Origin of the sequence: Nocardiopsis kunsanensis DSM 44524, assembly GCF_000340965.1 — a bacterium.
Classification (GTDB): domain Bacteria; phylum Actinomycetota; class Actinomycetes; order Streptosporangiales; family Streptosporangiaceae; genus Nocardiopsis; species Nocardiopsis kunsanensis.
In genome coordinates this window covers 226409-243394 of record NZ_ANAY01000003.1, presented here as the reverse complement: position 1 = coordinate 243394, position 16986 = coordinate 226409, and the positions used below count along the sequence as shown (strand labels likewise).

12 protein-coding genes are annotated in these 16986 nt (G+C 71.5%); 7 read left to right on the top strand and 5 right to left on the bottom strand.

Annotation, left to right across the window (positions count from 1 at the left end):
- Positions 1 to 154 precede the first annotated feature (154 nt).
- The 3 genes from D456_RS0103730 to D456_RS0103720 are packed head-to-tail and all read left to right on the top strand — an operon-like array spanning position 155 to position 7334.
- Positions 155 to 1672 (top strand): TIGR02677 family protein, encoded by a 1518-nt coding sequence (locus D456_RS0103730; protein WP_017574814.1) that lies wholly within the window; start codon positions 155 to 157, stop codon positions 1670 to 1672.
- Positions 1672 to 3096, top strand: a complete 1425-nt coding sequence (locus D456_RS0103725) for a DUF2398 family protein (protein WP_040698642.1) — start codon at positions 1672 to 1674, stop codon at positions 3094 to 3096. The genes D456_RS0103730 and D456_RS0103725 overlap by 1 nt, the downstream gene beginning before the upstream one ends.
- The gene (locus D456_RS0103720) at positions 3093 to 7334 is read left to right on the top strand and encodes a TIGR02680 family protein (protein WP_017574812.1); all 4242 of its coding nucleotides are present in this window, start codon (positions 3093 to 3095) and stop codon (positions 7332 to 7334) included. Before D456_RS0103725 ends, D456_RS0103720 begins: the two co-directional genes overlap by 4 nt.
- 121 nt (positions 7335 to 7455) lie before the next feature.
- Here D456_RS0103720 and D456_RS0103710 read toward each other — a convergent pair whose 3' ends face one another.
- The 5 genes from D456_RS0103710 to D456_RS0103690 all read right to left on the bottom strand — a co-directional run bounded on the left by D456_RS0103710 (position 7456) and on the right by D456_RS0103690 (position 11952).
- Positions 7456 to 8862, bottom strand: a complete 1407-nt coding sequence (locus D456_RS0103710) for a nucleobase:cation symporter-2 family protein (RefSeq protein WP_017574810.1) — start codon at positions 8860 to 8862, stop codon at positions 7456 to 7458.
- 247 nt (positions 8863 to 9109) lie between these two features.
- Complete coding sequence (locus D456_RS0103705; RefSeq protein WP_239643765.1) at positions 9110 to 9397, bottom strand: hypothetical protein; 288 nt, start codon at positions 9395 to 9397, stop codon at positions 9110 to 9112.
- Positions 9398 to 9399: 2 nt separating this feature from the next.
- Complete coding sequence (locus D456_RS0103700) at positions 9400 to 9888, bottom strand: DUF2243 domain-containing protein (RefSeq protein ID WP_017574808.1); 489 nt, start codon at positions 9886 to 9888, stop codon at positions 9400 to 9402.
- Between the two features lie 148 nt (positions 9889 to 10036).
- Complete coding sequence (locus D456_RS0103695) at positions 10037 to 11098, bottom strand: class I mannose-6-phosphate isomerase (RefSeq protein WP_017574807.1); 1062 nt, start codon at positions 11096 to 11098, stop codon at positions 10037 to 10039.
- A gap of 11 nt (positions 11099 to 11109) precedes the next feature.
- The gene (locus tag D456_RS0103690; RefSeq protein ID WP_026115541.1) at positions 11110 to 11952 is read right to left on the bottom strand and encodes an SDR family oxidoreductase; all 843 of its coding nucleotides are present in this window, start codon (positions 11950 to 11952) and stop codon (positions 11110 to 11112) included.
- A 256-nt stretch (positions 11953 to 12208) separates the two neighbouring features.
- On the opposite strand from D456_RS0103690, the gene D456_RS0103685 reads away from it, so the two are divergent.
- From D456_RS0103685 to D456_RS0103670, 4 genes are all read left to right on the top strand, one after another.
- Entirely contained in the window at positions 12209 to 13174 is a 966-nt protein-coding gene (locus tag D456_RS0103685) for a bile acid:sodium symporter family protein (RefSeq protein ID WP_017574805.1), read from the top strand.
- A 123-nt stretch (positions 13175 to 13297) separates the two neighbouring features.
- The gene (locus tag D456_RS0103680) at positions 13298 to 13927 is read left to right on the top strand and encodes a class I SAM-dependent DNA methyltransferase (protein WP_017574804.1); all 630 of its coding nucleotides are present in this window, start codon (positions 13298 to 13300) and stop codon (positions 13925 to 13927) included.
- A gap of 227 nt (positions 13928 to 14154) precedes the next feature.
- The gene (locus D456_RS23600) at positions 14155 to 14625 is read left to right on the top strand and encodes a class I SAM-dependent DNA methyltransferase (protein WP_017574803.1); all 471 of its coding nucleotides are present in this window, start codon (positions 14155 to 14157) and stop codon (positions 14623 to 14625) included.
- Between the two features lie 381 nt (positions 14626 to 15006).
- Positions 15007 to 16707 carry a glycosyltransferase family 4 protein gene (locus D456_RS0103670; protein ID WP_017574801.1) on the top strand — a complete coding sequence of 567 codons (1701 nt, stop codon included), beginning with the start codon at positions 15007 to 15009 and terminating at the stop codon, positions 16705 to 16707.
- Positions 16708 to 16986 lie beyond the last annotated feature (279 nt).

Sequence of the window (16986 nt, the reverse complement as noted above, 5' to 3'; positions counted from 1 at the left end):
CGCTGCCTGTCCGCCGGAGCCGGATCCGGCCACACCGCGACGCTGTCAGAATGGGGAGGTCGCCGGTCGAGCCGGGTGGGGCGGGGAAGAGCTGCGGCCGCGACACCTTCGGCGAACGTGCAACCGTGCATCCGGACAGAGACGGGGATGATCCGTGGCTGAGCGCAGGGCCCTGGACCTGGACGCGCTCGCTGTCAGCGACCGCTTCCGCCTGTTCAACTTCACCCGCCGCGACGACCACGTGACCTACCTGTGGATCCTGCGGGCCGTGGACCGCCTGCGCGAGGTCCACCAGGTCCAGGTGGGGGCCGAGGACGTAGCAGGTGCGCTGCACGAGCTCGCCCGCACCCGCGCAGAGGTACCCGTGCCCGACCACGGCCTGCGCGACCGGCTGGACCAGCTCGCCGCCGACGGGATCGTGCACCGCTTCGACGACGCCTCCCGGGCCGGCGACCTGGCCAGCTACCGCAACCGCCAGTCCGTGTACCAGTTCAGCGAACTCGGGTACTGGGCCTACCGGTCCGTGGAGAGCCTGCTGGGCGCCCGGGTGGAGGACGTCAACCTCTCCCGGCTGGTCTTCTCCGACGTCCTGCAGGACCTGCACGCGCTGGCCGAGGCCAACCGCACCGCGCAGAGCGAGGACGTCTACCGGCGCCTGTCCCGCCTGGACTCGGCCATGGAGGACATGGGGCGGCGCTCGGCCCAGTTCCACGTCACCCTGGGGGAGATCCTGCGTTCCACGGAGGCCTCCCCGGAGGTCTTCCTGCGCCACAAGAACGCCCTGCTCGTGCACATGTCCGACTTCATGGCCGAACTCGACCGTTACCTGCCGCGCCTGGACACCGCCGTGCACGAGGTAGAGGAGACCGGACTGACCACCCTGCTCTCCCGCGCCGCCGAGTCCGACGAACGCCTGTTCATGGCACGCCAGGACCGCTTGGAGGACTGGCACCGCCGATGGCGGGCCGTGCGCGGCTGGTTCGCCTCCGACGGCGCCGCACCCACCCGCGCCGCCGAACTCGGTTCCGCGACCCGCTCGGCCGTCTCCGGCGTCGTTGCCCTGCTGCGCCAGATCACCGACGCCCAACGCGGCGGCGTCAACCGCTCCACACAACTGCGCCACCTCGCCGAATGGGTCTTCGACGCACCCGACGACGGCGCCGCGCACGCACTCATGGGCGCGGCCTTCAACACCCGCTCGGCCCGCCACCTGGGCGTGGCCCACGAGGACGGCGAACAGATCTCACCCAACACCACCTGGTGGGACGCCCCGGGCGTGGAAGTGTCGGTCACCCTCTTCCGCAGCGACCGCGCACCGACCACGGGCGTGCCCAAGCCGGTCCGGCGCAACCCCGGCGCCAAGGCCGCCCTGCGCGAACAGCAGGCCCGGGCGCGCGCCGCCGAACGCCGGGCCGCCGAAGGGCTGGTCGAGGACGGCGCCCACGAGCGGGTCCTGGACGAGACCGACACCCGCATCCTGATGCGCCTGGTCACCAAGGCCCTGGAAGCACGCGGCGGACCGATCAAGGGCAGGATGTCCTCCTCCGGGACCGACGGCGGCACCACCGTCCGCCTGGTGCACGACCCCCGCGGCAGCACGGTGCGCACCACCCGGGGCCGCATCCACCTGCCGGGCTTCCGACTGGAGATCCTCACCGGAAAGGGCTCATGATGGCACGCCGCCGCGGCCCCGCACGCCACGTCGACCCCGCCGACCTGGGCAGTTACCAACAGGCGGTACGCCGCGTGTTCACGTGCGACCTCATCACCTCCACCCGGCCCCGCCCCGGCACCCTCGACCAGGTGCTGCGCTGGGCCGACCACATGGCCGAGGACCTGCGCTCCCTGTTCGGCCACACCCTCATCGCCACCACCGACCACGTGCGCCTCGTGCGCGAGATCGACGAACTCGACCCGACCCAGCGCCAGATCTTCTCCCGCAAGGGACGGCCCTTCGACCGTCGCCGGCTCGCCTACCTGTGCCTGATGCTGGCCACCTTCCAGCGATCCCAGATCGAGATCAGCCTCGGGGACCTGGTCACCCAGTTCACCCCCGCAGCCAACGCCGTCGACGGCCTCGGGTACGACCCCACCGACTCCGCGCACAAGTCCGCGCTCGTGGACGCCGCCCACTGGCTCCTGGAGAGGGGAGCCCTGCACCTGTCCGACGGTTCACTGGAGGCCTGGGCGCACGGCCAGGGCCAGGCCGACGCCCTCTTCGACATCGACCACGAGATCTGCGAGGTCCTGTTCCGCCCGGCCCGGCCGGTCCAACACCTGGGCAGCGTCGCCGGACTGCTCAGCGACCCGGTGAGGGAGGGCGCCGACCGCGAACGCGCCGCCCGGCGCGCCCGGCGCCTGCTCCTGGAACACCCCGTCGTCCACTACGCCGACCTCGAACCCGAGGTCGCCGCGGCCCTGCGCGCCAAGGGACCGGCCGAGGACGTGGCCCGCATGACCGGTCTGGTGGTCGAACGCCGCGCCGAAGGGGTGCTGCTCGCCGACCCCTCCGGCCTCTTCACCGACCGGCCCTTCCCCGGACGCGGCGGCGCCGTCACCCGCACCGCCGGACTGCTGCTGGCCAAGATCGCCGACCTGTTCGAGACCTCCTGGGCGGCACTGGCCCACATCGACGTGCCCGGCCCCGCCCGGGAGCACGCCGAACTCGTCGCGCAGGTCGACGCCGGACTGCCCCTGCACGGTGTGGTCGGCGAACTCGCCTGGACCGGACACGAGGAACCCGCCCCCGCCCCGGCCGGTCCCGCCCCCAGCACGCCCCTGGTCGAACGCGAACGCCTGGAAGGCATGGTCGCCGACCTGTTCACCGAGTTCGGCCCCGCCTCCTTCACCAACACCTGGCAACAGGACCCGCACGGGCTGCTGGACGCCGCACTGGCCCTGCTGGGCGACCTGCGTCTGGTCCGCGCCGTGCCCGGCGGGGTCCTGGTCATGCCCCAGGCCATGCGCTACCGCAACATCCAGGGCGCCCTGCCCGAACGCCCCGACACCGGGATGCTGCCCCTCGGCCCCCTCGACCGGGCAGCCCCCGAGGACGACGCAGCCCACGCGCACCAGACCGAAGGAACCACCCCATGAGCCGCAGGAGCGACCGCTTCCAGCCCAGCCGCGCAGGCATCATCAACGTCTGGGACTACGTCGACGAGGAGTTCGCCTTCGCCGACGGCAGGCTCATCCTGCGCGGACACAACGGTTCGGGCAAGACCAAGGCGTTGGAGGTGCTGTTCCCCTTCGTCCTGGACGGCCACACCGACGCCCGCAGGCTCGACCCCTTCAGCGGACAGAACCGCACGATGAAGTCCAACCTCCTCTACCGGGGCGACGAGTCCGCCTACGGCTACGTGTGGATGGAGTTCGCCCGCGCCCCCCGCGAGACCGGGAACGCCCCCGACACCGTCACCCTCGTCATCGGGCTGCGCGCCCACAAGCACCGCGACGGCGTCACCCCGTCCTTCTTCGTCACCGACCGGCGTATGGGCGTGGACTTCGGCCTGCTGGCCTCCGACGGGCGGCCGCTCACCGAACGCCAGCTCAAGGCCGCCCTGGGCGAACACAGCCACCACACCTCGGCCGGGGACTACCGCAGAGCCGTCGACGCCGCCCTGTTCGGACTCGGCGACCGCTACGTCCAACTCCTCGACCTGCTGCTGGCCCTGCGTCGCCCCCTGCTGGCCAAGGACCTGGACCCCGAGAAGGTCTCCGAGACCCTCACCAGCGGCCTGAGCCCCGTCGACGAGGCCCTCGTCGAACAGGCCGCCCGCGACTTCGCCAACCTCGCCGCGGTCCAACGGCGCTTCGACAGCGCCACCACCGCGCACGAGGCCGCCCGGACCTTCACCGCCCAGTACGCCGACTACCTCACCACCAACGCCCGCCACCGCCTCCAACGCGTGGACGGGGCCGCCCAGCAGGCCGGCGAGTACGCCGCTACCGTCACCGAGTCCGCTGCCGAACACGACCGGGCCGTCCTGGCCCGCGAACAGGCCCGCACCCGCGTGGAGGAACTCGACGGGCAGCTCGCCGAGGCCTCCGCCCGCATCAAGGCCCTGGAGGGCGACGAAGCGCTGCGCGACCACGCCACCCTCCGCCGGCGCCGCGAGAACGCCGAGACCCAGGGCCGCCAGCTCGCCGCGCAAGGGGCGCGCATCGACACCCAGGCCCAGGAGGTCGGCCACCTGCGCACCGAGGCCGAACGGGTGGCCGAACGCATCGAGCACGACCACGCCACCGCCCGCCGCCTGTCCGGGAACCTCGCCGAGACGGCCGACCGCGCCGGACTCACCCACGACGCGGAAGGGCCCCTGGACACCGGCCAGGACCTGCCCACCAGCGCACACGCCCGCGCCGCCGCGCGCCAGGACGACGTGAGTGCCGTCCGCGCACAACTCGACGAACTGGAAACCGCCGAATCCGACCGGCAGCGCGCCGAGACCGACAGCGCCCGCGCCCGGGACGCACTCGACGAACACGAACTCTCCTGCGAACGCGCCCAGACCGAACTCACCGAACTGCGCGCCGGCACCGCCGATGCAGTACGCGCCTGGCACGAGCGCTGGGAGCTGGCCGGTAACGCCTGCCTCGACGCGCTCCTGGAGTCGGTCGAACGCTTCGGTGAACCCGGCACCCCGGCCCTGACCGAGGTCCTGAGCGAACACGCCCACCACGACCAGCTCCGGCTCGCCGCCCGCGCACAGAGCCTGCAGACCGAGGAGGCCGAGGCGGAACGGGAACTGCGGCGCCTGCGCAGCGAACGCGAGGACATCGCCGCCGAACGCGACGACGCACCCCCGGACGACCCGCTGCGTTCGGCGCCGCGCACCGACCGTCAGGGCGCACCCCTGTGGGAACTGGTGCGCTTCGCCGAAGGCGTGGACGAGAACGAGGCCGCAGGCATCGAGGGCGCCCTGCAGGCCGCCGGGCTCCTGACCGCCTGGGTCCACCCCGACCCGGACCTCACCCGCGCAGCGCTCCAGGACCCCGACAGCGACGCCCACCTGGTGCCTGCCCGCACCGAACACCAGGGCCCCACCCTGGCCGAGGTGCTGGTCCCCGAGCAGCAGGAGCACGTACCGGCCGAGGCCGTCACCGCGATCCTGCGCTGCCTGCCCTACCACCGCCCGGCCGGACACGGCAGCACGGCAGACGACGACACCTCCGCCACCGGCCCCGCCGTGATCGCCGGCGGAGGCATCGACGCCCGGTCCCGTTTCGGCTCGGGCGTACTCGTGGGCGCCCACCCCAAACCCGCCGCCGAGTTCATCGGGGCCACCAACCGTGCCCACCGCCGCCGCGAACGCCTCGCCGAATGCGACAGGCGCCTCGACGAACTCACCGCACACCACCAGAACCTGAGCCGTGACCTCGCACGGGTCCGGGACCAGCAGAAGGACCACGAGCGCGCCCGCACCGACCTTCCCGACCCCACCCCCGTCGCCCGGGCCGTACGCGCGGTCGAACACCGCTCCACCCTCGTGGCGTCCGCACGCACCACCGCCGACGACCGGCGACGGGAACTGGACACGGCCGTGGCCCGCGTGGACGCCCAGCGCCGCCGGACGCGCACCGCGGCCGCCGAACGCGCCATGCCTTGCGACCGCACCGGTGTGGAGGCCGTGGCCGCCGCCGTCACCGAGTTCGCCGACACCGCCAAGGCCCTGCACACCGCACGCACCGACGCCGCCGAGTACGAGCGCGACCTCACCGCGCGCCGCGAGACCATCGACCGCCTCACCGCCGGCCTGGAGGCCGAACAGACCGACCTGGCCCAGCAGCGCACCGCACACGAGGAGGAACTGTCCGAACTGGCCGCCCTGGAGGAGGCCATCGACGCCCCCGTACGCGACCTGCTGGCCAGGCTGGAGGAGACCCGCGCCGAGCACGGTGCGCTCGGCCGTGAACGCGCGGAGACCCACCGCACCGCCGAGACCGAGAACGAACACGCCATCCGCGCAGAAACCAGACGCGAGCAGGGCAGGGAAGCACTGACCCTGGCGTTGGGCCGGCTCCAGGACGCCGTGGAAGGGCTCGCGGAGTTCACCCAACCCGGCCTGCGCGCGGTCATGGGGGTCGAACCCGCCACGTCCTGGCCCGACCGCAGTACCTGGCCCACCCCCGAACAGGCCGCCCAGGACATCCTCACCGGAACCGCCCCCGCCGTCCACGACACCCTCCCCGAAGAGGTCGCCGCGCTGCTGGGTTCCTTCACCGAGGCACTGCGAGGGGTGGCCGAGACCGGCGAGAGCGACATCAAGAGCGCCGCCGGGCGTATGTCGCAGGCGCTGCGCACCTTCTCCGAAGCCCTGGGCGCCGACGCCGAGGGGTACCGCGTCGACCACGAGGTGGGGCCCACCGGCATCATCACCGTCTTCGTCAACGACGAGTCCGGCCGCAGCCCCGTCTCCGCCTTCACCCGCTCCATCGCCGACCGTGTCGAGGAACAGGGCGCCCTGCTGCACGAGGAGGAACGCCAGGTCCTGGAGGACGAGCTCCTCGGCGGTATCGCCCAGCAGATCCACGACCGGGTGCGCGGAGCCAAGGCCCTGGTACGGGAGATGGACCGCGACACCCGGGCCCGGCCCATGTCCTCCGGGACCCGTATCGGGATCCGCTGGGCGCGCTCGGACGGGCTCAACGACCGCGAGAACCTCGCCGCCCAGCTCGTCAAACGCGACGAGGCGGGGCTGGGCCCCTCCGGCCTGGCCGAACTGCGCACCGTTCTGCGGGACCTGATCCGCGACCACCACGCCGCCCACCCCCGCGCCAGCTACAAGCAGGTGCTCAGCGCCGTCCTGGACTACCGCGACTGGTACCGCTTCGAACTGCGCCTGGCGGTCCCGGGCCAGGAAGAGGTCAAGCTGACCAAGAACAAGCACGAGCAGATGTCGGGCGGGGAGAAGTCCGCCGCCATCCATCTGCCGCTGTTCGCCGCGGCCAACGCCCTGTACTCCTCGGCCCGGGCCACGTGCCCGCGCGTGGTGGCACTGGACGAGGCCTTCGCCGGCATCGACGACCGCTACAAACCCGAACTCATGGGGCTGACGGTCACCTTCGACCTCGACATGTTCATGACCGGACACGACCTGTGGGTGTACTACGAGAGCGTGCCCATGGCCGCCCACTACGACATGCACCACGACAAGGGCGCGCACACCGTCTCGGCCATGCTCCTGCTCTGGGACGGACAGCAGACCGTCGACGCCGACGCCGGGTTCGCCGGGAACGAGGAGCTGGCCGCCGAACTGCTGGGGCTGACCCCGAGCCGCTTCGTGCCCCAGTCCACCGAGGGCACGCTCCTGGCCGAGGCCGGGCGGGACTGAAATGGACCTCGGACGGTTGCGCGGTACCGGGCACGCCATGGCCCGGCTGGGGCACGTGGTCTTCGAGGAGTCTGTCGCCGACGTCCTCCTCGAAGACCTCCGTGCGCGCGACCGACCGTGATCAGCCGTCGGTGGAGGGGGCCGGTCCGCTCTTCCGACCGGTCCCCTCCACATTTTCCGGGGCGGGCCGTCCCGCCCTGCCGAGAACGTTGAAGAACAGGTTGAGTACCAGCGCCGAGGCGGTCGCGGTCACGATGCCCGAGGCCAACAGCATCGCGATCTCCTCGGGCAGCACCTCGAAGAAGCCCGGAGAGACGATCGAGACGATGCCCAGACCCAGGGAGACCGCCACCACGATCATGTTGTGGTTGCCCTCGTAGTCGACCTGCGCCAGGGTCTGCACACCGGCGGCGGCCACCGACCCGAACAGCACCAGACCCGCACCTCCCAGCACGGGGGAGGGGATCATCGCCACGACCTGGCTCAGCGCCGGGAACAGGCTCATCAGGATCAGGAACAGGCCGCTGACGGCCACCACGTAGCGGCTCTTGACCTTGTTCAACGCGATGAGACCGATGTTCTGGCTGAACGTGCTGCCGGGGAAGGAGTTGAGCACCGGGCCCAGCAGGGCGGTGGAGGCGTCGGCGCGCAACCCGTCGGCCATCCGGCGGCCGTCGACCCTGGTGCCCACGACCTTGCTCATCGCGAGGATGTCGGCCACCCCCTCGGCCATGATCGCGACCATCACGATGCACATGGTCATGACCGCGGCGACCGGGAACTCGGGCAGACCGAAGTGGAAGGGTTCGGCGAAGGAGACCGCCGGGCCCTCGCCGACCGTGGAGAGGTCGACCCGGCCGAACGGGACCGCCAGGAGGGTGCCCAGCACCAGCCCCAGCAGGATCGAGGCGCGGTTCCACACCCCGGGCAGGACCTTGGTCAGCACCAGTGTGATGGCGAGCGTGGCCGCGGCCAGCCCCAAGCCGGTACCGGTGGGCGCACCCGAGGGGTCCTCGTCGGCGATCCACCCCACGGCCACGGGGATCAACGTGATGCCGATGACGGTGATGACGCTGCCGGTGACCACCGGCGGGAAGAAGCGCAGCAGGGTGGAGACGAAGGGCGCCACGAGGATGCCGAAGAGCCCGGCCACCATCGACGCGCCGAAGACCGCGGGCAGACCGCTCTGGTCGGCGATGGCCGTCATCGCGGTCACCGGGGTGAAGGAGGCGCCCACGACCATGGGCACCCGTGCGCCGAACCGCCACACGCCCAGGGTCTGCAGCAGGGTCGCCAGCCCGCTGACCAGCAGGGCCGCGCTGAGGATCAGGGCGGTCTCGTCCGTGTCCAGCCCCACCGCGGTGGCCATCACCAGCGGGGGAGCGATGACACCGGCATAGAGCGCCAGCACGTGCTGGAACCCGTACAAGGCCATCAGATGGGCGGGTGGTCTCTCGTCCTCGGGACGTTCGGGATCGTGCTCGCGCGGCGTCGGCGGGACGCCGCGCTCTGCCCGGAAGAGCTTCACGTGCGGGACCTTCCACGAACGGTGCGGTGCGCCCCGGAAGGGCGAACGCTGGAGCACCCAAATCATCGGATGCTCCAACTCGGCCACGCAAATCGGATGTCTGTGTTGGAGGAAAATACACGAGGCGCACTGTGTTCGTGGTGTGGCTGCGCGTGTTCGTGCGGGCGCGCGGCGGTGTACGGATCCGTCGGGGCGGCGGCGCTTCCCGTTTCCTCGCGGGTCGCCGGTGTGGGTTGGGCCTCGCCGGTCAGGGCGTCTGCGGGCGTGCGGGGCTGTGAGCGGACTCACGTCCGCGCCTCGGTAGGAGCCAGGGGCGGCACACCAGGAAGAGCAGCGCGATCTCCACCGGCGCTCCCGCGTAATACATCAGTTCGGCCCCGGCCCGGGCCTGCTCGAGAGGCACCCCGTCGGGCGGGACGGCGTAGATCGTCTTGGCGAGGATGTTGTGCGCGGCGATCCCGAGCAGTGTGGCCGTCATCCATGTGCCCGGGACCAGCAGACCGGTTCCGGTGCCGTGGTGTCCGTGCTGGTCCATGGTCAGGCCCGGGCCGGTGCGGTGGGCCGGCCCGGGCGCCGTGCGGTCACGGTCCACAGCACGGCGCCCGCCACGAGCAAGACCGCGGCGACGGCGTTCCACACCACGTCGTAGGGCAGCAGGTCCACCCCGTAGCGGATCTGGTGGATGCCCAACACCTTGTGCTGGACCAGCCCGTCGTAGAGCTGGAAGAACCCGGCGCCGGTGAGCCAACCCGCCGCGAAGGCCGTGCCCCGGAAGGTGTGTTCCCGGTGCAGTCCGGCCACCATCAGCAGCGATGCGACGGTGGCGAACCAGCTGAAGGCGTGGAAGAGCCCGTCCGAGACCAGTCCCATCGCCGGGGTGCCCAGGTCGTAGAACTGGTGCCAGTGCAGGAGCTGGTGGAAGACCACCTCGTCGATGAAGGCGACCGTGCCCAGGCCGAGCAGGAGGCCGGCGGTCAGATTCCGGCCGTGGCGTGTCCCCGGGTCCGTTCGTGATGGTGTGGACATCGGCTTCCCCCTGACTCCGTACCCGGTCCTCGCCGGGCCTTGCGCGTGTGACTGCCCCCGGCTCCTGGCCGGAAAACGCCGGTCGGAGGCTCTCGGCTCCTGCTTCCTGCCCGAGCTGACCGCGCCCTTGCCCGGTGCGGCCTGGTGCTCACACACCCTCGCCCAGGGAGGCGATGAGTTCGGGGGAGTAGCCAGCGGCGGTCAGCGGCTCGCGCACGTCCAGAGCCAGGTCGGGCAGATACCCGAACAGCACGTCCGCTGGTCCCGGGATCCGTACCTGTTCCATCACCGCGGGCAGCAGCAAGCTCCGGCCCCGGCCCAGTTCCTCGCTCCGGCCGTGGGCGCTCACCTGGACGGGCGGGCCCACGTTGGTGAGGATCTGGGCGGTGGAGAAGGAACGCCGCAAGGGCTCTGCGGTTCCCGCCCGCCACCGTTCCAGCGCGAAGTGCGGTCCGGCGCAGCAGAACACGCGGTCCACGCCGTCACCGACGCCGATCCGCAACCCGGTATGGAAGTCGGGCCTGGAGTCCAACCGGACCTCGGCCATCAGAGCCTCCAGATTGGAACGCCACTGCTGGTCATCGACGGGCGACCCGTCCTCCATGTTCCAGCGCATCGCGTGTTGCTGGAGGTCGGAGGTCTGCTCGATCTCGTGGACCAGTGTCCGGGGACCGAAGCTGTGCAGGGTCCCCCCTGGCACGTAGATCGTCTCCCCGGCACGTACGGGCAGTCGGCGCAGCACCGAGTCGAAGTCCTGTGCCACCAGCGCCTTGTGGAGCTGGTCCCGGCCGACCCCTTCGCGCACACCGCACAGGGCGGTGGCGCCGGGGTCGGCCTGCAGGATGTGCCATGCCTCGGTCTTGCCGACGGCCTGGTTCTCCACTCGGGCGGCAGTGGCGTCGTCGGGGTGCAGGTGCACGGGAAGCGCGCCCTCGGCGTCGATGAACTTCGTGAGCAGCGGGAAGAACGCACCGCGCCACCCGCGCCCCATCAGCTCCTGAGGGAACTCCTCCACCAATGAGCGCAGGGACCGGCCCGCCAAAGGCCCGCCGATCACCACACTGCCGTTGCCTTCGACGTCGCTGACCTCCCACGTCTCGGCCACGGCCCAGTCGGGAAGGCCTTCCCGGCCCAACTTGCGCCCGATGGAGCGGCCGCCGAAGACCAGCGGCCGCACCGGGGCGCTCAACCTGAGCGGACGCCGCTCCATGCCTGGCTCCCTCACAGCATCGGTTGCCCGCCGGTGACCGCGATCGTGGCGCCGGAGACGTAGCCGGCCTCGTCCGAGGCCAGCATCACGTACACGGGCGCCAGTTCGGCGGGTTGCCCGGGACGCCCCATCGGGACCTGGGAGCCGAAGCCCTCGACCTGCTCCGCGGTCATGGTCGCGGGGATCAACGGTGTCCAGATCGGTCCGGGCGCCACGGCGTTGGCGCGGATGCCCTTCTCCGCCAGCATCTGTGCCAGCGTGCCCACCATGTTGACGATGCCGGCCTTGGTGACGTTGTAGGGCAGCAGGAACGGCGGCGGCATGTCCTCGTTGACCGACGTCGAGCCGATGATGGACGAGCCCGGACGCATGTGTGGCACCGCCGCCTTGGAGAGGTGGAAGAACGCACTGAGGTTGGTCGCCAGGTTGCGGTCCCACTCCTCGTCGGGAATGTCCTCCAGCGAATGTCGGACCATCTGCGTGGCCGCGTTGTTGACCAGAACGTCGATGCGGCCGAACTCCTGTACCGCTCGGTCGACCACGGCCCGGCAGTGCGCAGGATCGGCCAGGTCGCCGGGTACGAGCACGGCCCGGCGGCCGGCCTCGCGCACCGACCGTGCCGTTTCCTCGGCGTCCGGCTCTTCGTTCAGATAGCTGATGAGGACGTCGGCGCCTTCACGGGCGAAGGCGATGGCGACCGCACGGCCGATACCGCTGTCGGCGCCCGTGATGAGGGCCGCTTTGTCGGTGAGGCGTCCCGAACCCCGGTACGAGCTCTCCCCGTGGTCGGGCTCGGGCTCCATCGCCCCGGTCAGACCTGGCGGGGACTGTTGCTGAGCAGACGGCTTGATCATGTCTTCTCCCTCGAACGAAGTCCTCCTGCAAAAATACGGACGGTCGCGGGCTGAGCACGGAACGAGAACGGGAGGTTCCGGAAAGGTTGTCCTTGAACGAACCGCGCAGGTCGGCCGGGACCGACCGGGACACACTCGCCCGTCCACAGGCGGGCCGGTCGTTACCATGGCCGGGCGGTGTCGACCTCTGAGCGGGCGGCAACCGCCCGGGGCCGGAACCCGCCGCCCCCGGGGCCACACCACGGGAAGCACACCGATGACCCTCATCTCGCGCATCGCCGCCCTCGCCGGCCGGTGGTTCGCCCTCCTCGTCCTGGCAGCCGGCGCGGTCGGCCTGCTCCTGCCCGAGCAGACCGCGCCCCTGGCCGAGTACACCTCCCTGTTCCTGGCCGTGATCATGTTCGGCATGGGTCTGACGCTGCGTCCGGCCGACTTCGGGGTCGTGCTCACCCACCCCAGGGCCGCCCTGACCGGCATCCTGTGCCAGTACACCGTCATGCCGCTGCTGGGATGGGCGATCGCCCACGCGCTGGACCTGCCGCCGATGCTGGTCGTGGGCATGGTCCTGGTGGGCGCGGCGCCCGGCGGCACCGCCTCCAACGTCATCGTCTACCTGGCTCGCGGTGACGTCGCCCTGTCGGTGGCCATGACCTCGGTCTCGACCGTGCTCGCGCCGCTGCTCACCCCGCTGCTGGTGCTCGCCCTGGCCGGGCGCACCCTGGAGGTGCCGGCGGGAGAGATGTTCGGCGCGATCCTGCAGGTGGTCCTGGTGCCGGTCCTGGCGGGTCTGGCCCTGCGCACCTTCGCCGACCGCTGGATCACCCCGGTGCTGCCGGTACTGCCGCTGGTGTCCGTGGGCGGGATCGTCCTCGTGGTCGCCGGCATCGTCGGTGCCAACGCCGGGGACGTGAGGGAGACCGGCGGGCTCGTCGCCCTCGCCGTCGTCCTGCACAACGGGCTCGGGTTCCTGCTGGGCTACCTCGTCGGCCGGTTCGGCGGGCTCTCCGAAGCCGGGCGCCGCGCCACCAGCGTCGAGGTGGGGATGCAGAACTCCGGCCTGGCCGCGGCTCTGGCCACCACCTACTTCTCACCTCTGGCTGCGCTGCCCGGCGCTCTCTTCTCGGTCTGGCACAACGTCTCCGGCGCCCTGATGGCCAGTTTCTGGGCGCGCCGTGCCCCTGAGGGCGAGGATTCCGCCCCCGCTGAGCAGGCGCAGGAATGAGCACCTGAAGCGGTTGTTATACCCCATCCTCTTGTTTTCTGTCGCTTTTGTCGGATATGAGAGAAGGGTCAGTAACCACACGTCTGCGTCTCCCCCCGCGCGGCGACGACAGAAGGGCCGAGGGTGAGTAAACCCCGTCAGATCCTGGACCGCATCTACGCGCTGCAGAACCCTGTCGAGGCCGAGAACGCCTACGACGAGTGGGCCGTGAACTACGAGCACGACACCACGCAGGGCATGGGCTACCAGGCGCCCACGAACTCCGCAGACCGCCTCAGCCGCCTGCTCCCGGGCCAGCCGCGGGCCGAGGTGCTCGACGCCGGCTGCGGCACCGGCCTGGTCGGCCAGGCCCTGGCCGGTCACGGCTTCGAGGCCGTGGACGGGCTCGACCTGTCCCAGGCGATGCTGGACATCGCGCGGGACAAGGGTGTCTACCGGGGCCTCGACAAGGCCGACATGACCCAGACCCTGCCGGTGAAGGACAACGCCTACGACGCGGTGATCTGCGTGGGTACCCTCACCGAGGGCCACGTGGGGCCCGAAGCGATCGACGAACTGGTGCGCGTGGCCCGCCCCGGCGCCCCCGTGGTCTTCACCGTCATCGACAGCATCTGGGAGCCCCTCGGCTACGAGAGCCGGGTGCAGGGGCTGGCCGACGCAGGCCGCGTCCGCCTGGAGGAAGTCACCGCGGACAGCGTCTACCACGTCAAGGAGAACATCACCTGCAACCTGGTCGTGCTGCGCGCTCTCTGACGAGGACAGGGCTCGCGGGGGATCCCCTGCCCCGTACCTGTCCTTCGAAGCCCTCCACAGTGCTTGTGAGGGCTTCGAGCAGCCATGACGCACCCCCGCCCGCCCTCGCTCGCCCGACGCGCAGGGTGGGCGGGGGTGTTTTTGATGGTTGATCCGGATGCGACGAGGGCGTCGGTCACCGCACGCTTGCGGCCGTGCCCGCACGGCGCCGAGAAGAAGGGGCGAGGGTGGGCGAACCCCGTCAGATCCTGGACCACGTCTACGCGCTCAAGGGCCCCGCCGAGGCCGAGAGCACCTACGACGAGTGGGCCGGGACCTACGACCACGACACCACCGAAGGGCTGGGTTACATCGCGCCCCAGCGCGCGGCCGAGCGCCTCAGCCGCCTGCTGCCGGACCGGCCGCGGGCCGAGGTGCTCGACGCCGGCTGCGGCACCGGCCTGGTCGGCCAGGCCCTGGCCGGTCACGGCTTCGAGGTCGTGGACGGGCTCGACCTGTCCCAGGCGATGCTGGACATCGCGCGGGACAAGGGTGTCTACCGGGGCCTCGACAAGGCCGACATGACCCGGTCCCTGGCCGCCGAGGACGACTCCTACGACGCGGTGATCTGCGTGGGTACCCTCACCGAGGGCCACGTGGGGCCCGAAGCGATCGACGAACTGGTGCGCGTGGCCCGCCCCGGCGCCCCCTGGTCCTGACCATCACCGACGCCGTCTGGGAGGAAGAAGGCTTCGACGAGCACGTGAGCGGACTGCGGAAGGACGCTCATGTGCGGGTGGAGGAGACCTCCCCCGGAAGCGCGTACCATGTCATCACCTGCAACCAGGTCGTGCTGCGCGTCCCCTGAAGCACCCACGGGCCCGGTCACCCGGGCACTGACCGGTGGCCGGGCCCCACCACTGCCCGGCCACCCGCCGCGCCCGCCATGCCGTCGACGCCGCGCTCACCGGGTCCGCGCAGGTCAGCGCGTTAACCTCGGTCCACGCGCGAGATGACCACGCTCCTTCGGGCCCGGGACGGCACCACCGGAACGAGGGCATCTGGCCGGTATCCGGTACACGGACGGTTCGGGGGGTCCCATGCGGTTGGTCGAGCGAGGCGTGCGCTATCTGGGCAGACACCGCAAGGAAATCCTCGCCGCCACCGCCGCAGGCGGGACCTGCCTGGCCGCCGCCCTGGCCCTGACCGGTGCGATCACCTGGCCCGCGGCCCTGCTCACCTGCGCCTGGGGCGTGCTCGCCCTCGGCACCGGGCTCGCCCTGGCCATGCTCCTGCGCCTGGACCGGCACACCGGCGACGTACGACGCGCCGTCTTCGGCGGCGGCTCCCTGCTCACCGCCCAGGGCATGGCCGGCATCGCCGCCCACGCCCAGGAGGCACGCACCCGCGCCGACACCCTCTACGAAGAGGGCCGCATACAGGAAGCCGTCGACGAACTCGTCCCCTACGCCGCCTTCGACGACGAGGCCGACCTGGCCAGGCGCCGCATGATGAGCGAACGCCGCGCCCTCGGCCCCCTCCACGGCCTGCCCGAACGCGCCACCACCGCCTACGAACCCGTCCCCGGGCGGGTCCTGCACCTGGTCTCCAACGCGTTGCCCAACAGCCAGGTCGGCTACACCGTGCGCACCCACCGCATCGTCACCGCCCAACGCGGCGCCGGGCTCGACCCCCACGTGGTGACCTTCCCCGGCTGGCCCATCAAGGCCCACTGCGACACCGCACCCGTCCGTGAGGTCGACGGCATTCCCTACCACCGCGTGCGCCCCGGACAACACATCCGTCCCGGCCTTCAGGAACGCATCGACGCCGCCGTCACCGACGTCACCGCCCTGGCCCACCGCCTGCGCCCCGCCGTCCTGCACGCCGCCAGCGACCACAAGAACGCCACCGTCGCCCTCCACGTGGGCCGCGCACTGGGCATCCCCGTCGTCTACGAAGTCCGCGGTTTCCTCGAGGAGACCTGGCTCTCCGGCGGGCAAGCCACCTCCCGGCGCGGCAGTGAACGCCACCACCTCCTCGTCGAACGGGAGACCTCCGTGCTGCGCGAGGCAGACGCCGTCGTCACCCTCGCCCACACCATGCGCGTAGAGATCGCCCGCCGCGGCGTCGACCCCGAACGCATCGTCCTGGCCCCCAACGCCGTCGACACCGACCTGCTCGAGGCCCGGCCCGACGGTGAGGCCTTCCGCTCCGAACACGGCATCGACCCGGACACACTCGTCCTCGGCTCGGTCTCCACCCTGACCCACTACGAGGGTTTCGGCACGCTGGTCGAGGCCGCCGCCCACCTGCACGGCCAGGGCCACCCGATCCGGGTCCTGCTCGTCGGCGACGGGGCCGCCCGGCGTGAACTGCTCGACCAGATCCGCCGCCTGGGCCTGGAGAAGGTCTGCCTGCTGCCCGGAAAGGTCGGCCCCGACGAGGCGCTGCGCGCCCAGGCCGCCCTCGACGTGATGGTCGTGCCCCGCCTGGACCGTCGCGTGTGCCGCCTGGTGACCCCGCTCAAACCCGTCGAGGCGATGGCACTGGGTACCCCCGTCGTGGCCAGCGACCTTCCTGCCCTGCGCGAGCTCCTCGACGAGGGCCGCGCCGGAACCCTGGTACCGCCCGAGGACCCCGCCGCGCTCGCCGAGGCCGTGGCCGCGCTCGCCGAGGATCCCGAACTGCGCCGGCAGCAGACCAAGGCCGCCCGGGAACAGGTCCTGGCCACCCGTACCTGGGCGCGTAACGCCGAGGCCTACCGTGACCTGTACGAACACCTCGGTGTGACGTCCTGAGTCGCGAGAGCGGGGCCGCGCTCCGCTCGCGCAACCGGTCCGCAGAATCCACGGCCTCGTCGAAGGAGGCCGCCAGCACACCGCGGTGGCCGGCGCCTTCGTAACGCCGGTACTCCAGGCCGGCGGTGGCGCGCTCGTCCTACGCCACGCACTCGACCACGTGGCGCTCGAGTACCGTTCCCCCGGCCTGCCGGGCGCCACCGCTCGGCCGTCCTCCAGCACCTGCTCGCCGTGCTCCTGCTGCGGCTGACCGGTCAGAACACGCCAGTAGGCGCCGCC

What these genes read in the sequence shown, in the direction of transcription:
- D456_RS0103725 (WP_040698642.1), top strand. Translation starts at nt 1,672, where the DNA reads ATGGCACGCCGCCGCGGCCCCGCACGCCACGTCGACCCCGCCGACCTG.
- D456_RS0103720 (WP_017574812.1), top strand. Translation starts at nt 3,093, where the DNA reads ATGAGCCGCAGGAGCGACCGCTTCCAGCCCAGCCGCGCAGGCATCATC.
- D456_RS0103705 (WP_239643765.1), bottom strand. Translation starts at nt 9,397, where the DNA reads ATGGACCAGCACGGACACCACGGCACCGGAACCGGTCTGCTGGTCCCG.
- D456_RS0103700 (WP_017574808.1), bottom strand. Translation starts at nt 9,888, where the DNA reads ATGTCCACACCATCACGAACGGACCCGGGGACACGCCACGGCCGGAAT.
- D456_RS0103695 (WP_017574807.1), bottom strand. Translation starts at nt 11,098, where the DNA reads ATGGAGCGGCGTCCGCTCAGGTTGAGCGCCCCGGTGCGGCCGCTGGTC.
- D456_RS0103690 (WP_026115541.1), bottom strand. Translation starts at nt 11,952, where the DNA reads ATGATCAAGCCGTCTGCTCAGCAACAGTCCCCGCCAGGTCTGACCGGG.
- D456_RS0103685 (WP_017574805.1), top strand. Translation starts at nt 12,209, where the DNA reads ATGACCCTCATCTCGCGCATCGCCGCCCTCGCCGGCCGGTGGTTCGCC.
- D456_RS0103670 (WP_017574801.1), top strand. Translation starts at nt 15,007, where the DNA reads ATGCGGTTGGTCGAGCGAGGCGTGCGCTATCTGGGCAGACACCGCAAG.